The sequence below is a fragment of the Mycetocola reblochoni REB411 genome, from assembly GCF_900163835.1.
Taxonomy (GTDB): Bacteria; Actinomycetota; Actinomycetes; order Actinomycetales; family Microbacteriaceae; genus Mycetocola_B; species Mycetocola_B reblochoni.
Genome location: NZ_FUKR01000035.1, coordinates 1 through 1,644 on the forward strand (window position 1 = coordinate 1; position 1,644 = coordinate 1,644).

Annotated in this window: 1 protein-coding gene; it reads left to right on the forward strand. The window is 61.1% G+C overall.

The features are described from left to right. Positions 1 to 341: 341 nt before the first annotated feature. Entirely contained in the window at positions 342 to 1,607 is a 1,266-nt protein-coding gene (locus tag FM119_RS05935) for a P-loop NTPase family protein (RefSeq protein ID WP_087136772.1), read from the forward strand. Positions 1,608 to 1,644 lie beyond the last annotated feature (37 nt).

Below are 1,644 nucleotides of genomic sequence, written 5' to 3' on the forward strand. Positions count from 1 at the left end.
ACCGCCTAGGAATCAACTAAGCCGAAGCCCCATACACAAAGGAACGGACAGACCCTGGGCGGAACCCACGATCGAGCGCCCGGCGCTATTTGTTTGGACATTCGGAAGAGAGTGTGCAGAATGAGGTATAAATTGAGGGGGTGAATTAGCGCGGGCTGGGCTCGCTCTTCGATCGTGGGTCGCGGGTTCAGGAGGAATGGCGCTGTCCTCTATGGGCGTTGCAGGCTCTGAGAGGGGCTTGCTCTGCATACCTGTGACTCATTCACACCCCAGGTCTTTCTTGTTTTTGGACATTTCGGAGACCCTTCATTCCGGAACGATAGTGACGAACGAACAACCTCATGCCCTCTGACTGGTCCAGCTACCTCTCCGGCAGTCATCTCATCGATGTCATCCCGCGCCCGGTCCTGGCGCGACGAGTGCTCGACGCGCCCCAGCGTTGGGTGACCGTCCACGGAGCGCCGGGGGTCGGCAAAAGCACGCTCCTGATGCAAGTAGTCGAGCGGCTTCGTGACTCCTGGACGCCCCACATGCTGGTGGTCGACCCGCGCACTGATGCGCGGGGTGTACAAGAGCTGATTGCCTCGTTCGGCAATCGCGAGGTCGTTTCGCGTGGCCTCACCCTGGTTATCGACGACTTCGACTGGTGGGTTGCCGATGGCAGGGCGCAGGCGTTGAAGAGCGCGCTGGAGCAGTATCCGGATCTGCGCCTCGTGACTGCCACGCTGGATCCCCTCGAACCGTCACGGTATCTCCCCGCTGGCGAGGAGTTCTCGGCAGTTCGCAGCAGCGATCTCGTGTTCTCGACGGGTGAGATCCGTGACTACTGCGAGCGGGTGCAGAGCCTCGCCGCTTCAGGTGGAACGGAGGTCTCGCCGATGAACGGACGAATGCAGCAGCGCCTCCTTGACTCTACCGCGGGTATGCCACTTGCCGTCGCCTTGGCCGTCGATCACTGGTGCTTTCCCCGTGCCTCCCGCACAGATGGCTTTAACGTAGGCCTCGTGCTGTGGCCGATGCGCAGTGTCATTCAAACACGCTTCCCGGTAAGCACTGGCGCAAGCGGCGCAAGTCGCCTGGGCTATCTCCTGTCCTTGATGCCGCGTTTCAGGGACGAACATGTTTCGATGCTCGCGCGGGATCTCCCACCGATACGGCTCTCGGACCTGACGGTCCAACTCGGTGTCGACCCATTGAGCGGATCGGGCAGAGGCGGATACTCGTGGCGCAAATCGGCCTGGGGAACCTTTACGCAGTGGAACCAGTTTTCCCAGAGTGATCGCGATGCGCTAGCCGAGATGCTGCTCGAGCGGGGAGACACGGTCGCCGCATTCGAACAGTTCGTGTTGCGTGGCGATTGCGCCCGAGCTGAGCGCCTCCTGCACAGGGGCTTCGCTGAACTCTTCATAAGATTCGCTCCAGAGATCGAGGGCCACCTGCTGTCGATCGCTGGCGAGGATCTCCGAGCACACCCATACCTTCGAGCGTTCATCTCGATACTCAGGCCGACCAACGACTCCAAAGGACTTGCCACAGCCGTCCGAAACTTTGCACTCAAGGCCGAGGTTGTAACGAATCGGTGCGCCGCGCTAGGGCGTGTCTCCTAATAGGGTCGCCCAGGTGAGGCAGGCGTGGAGGACGGCT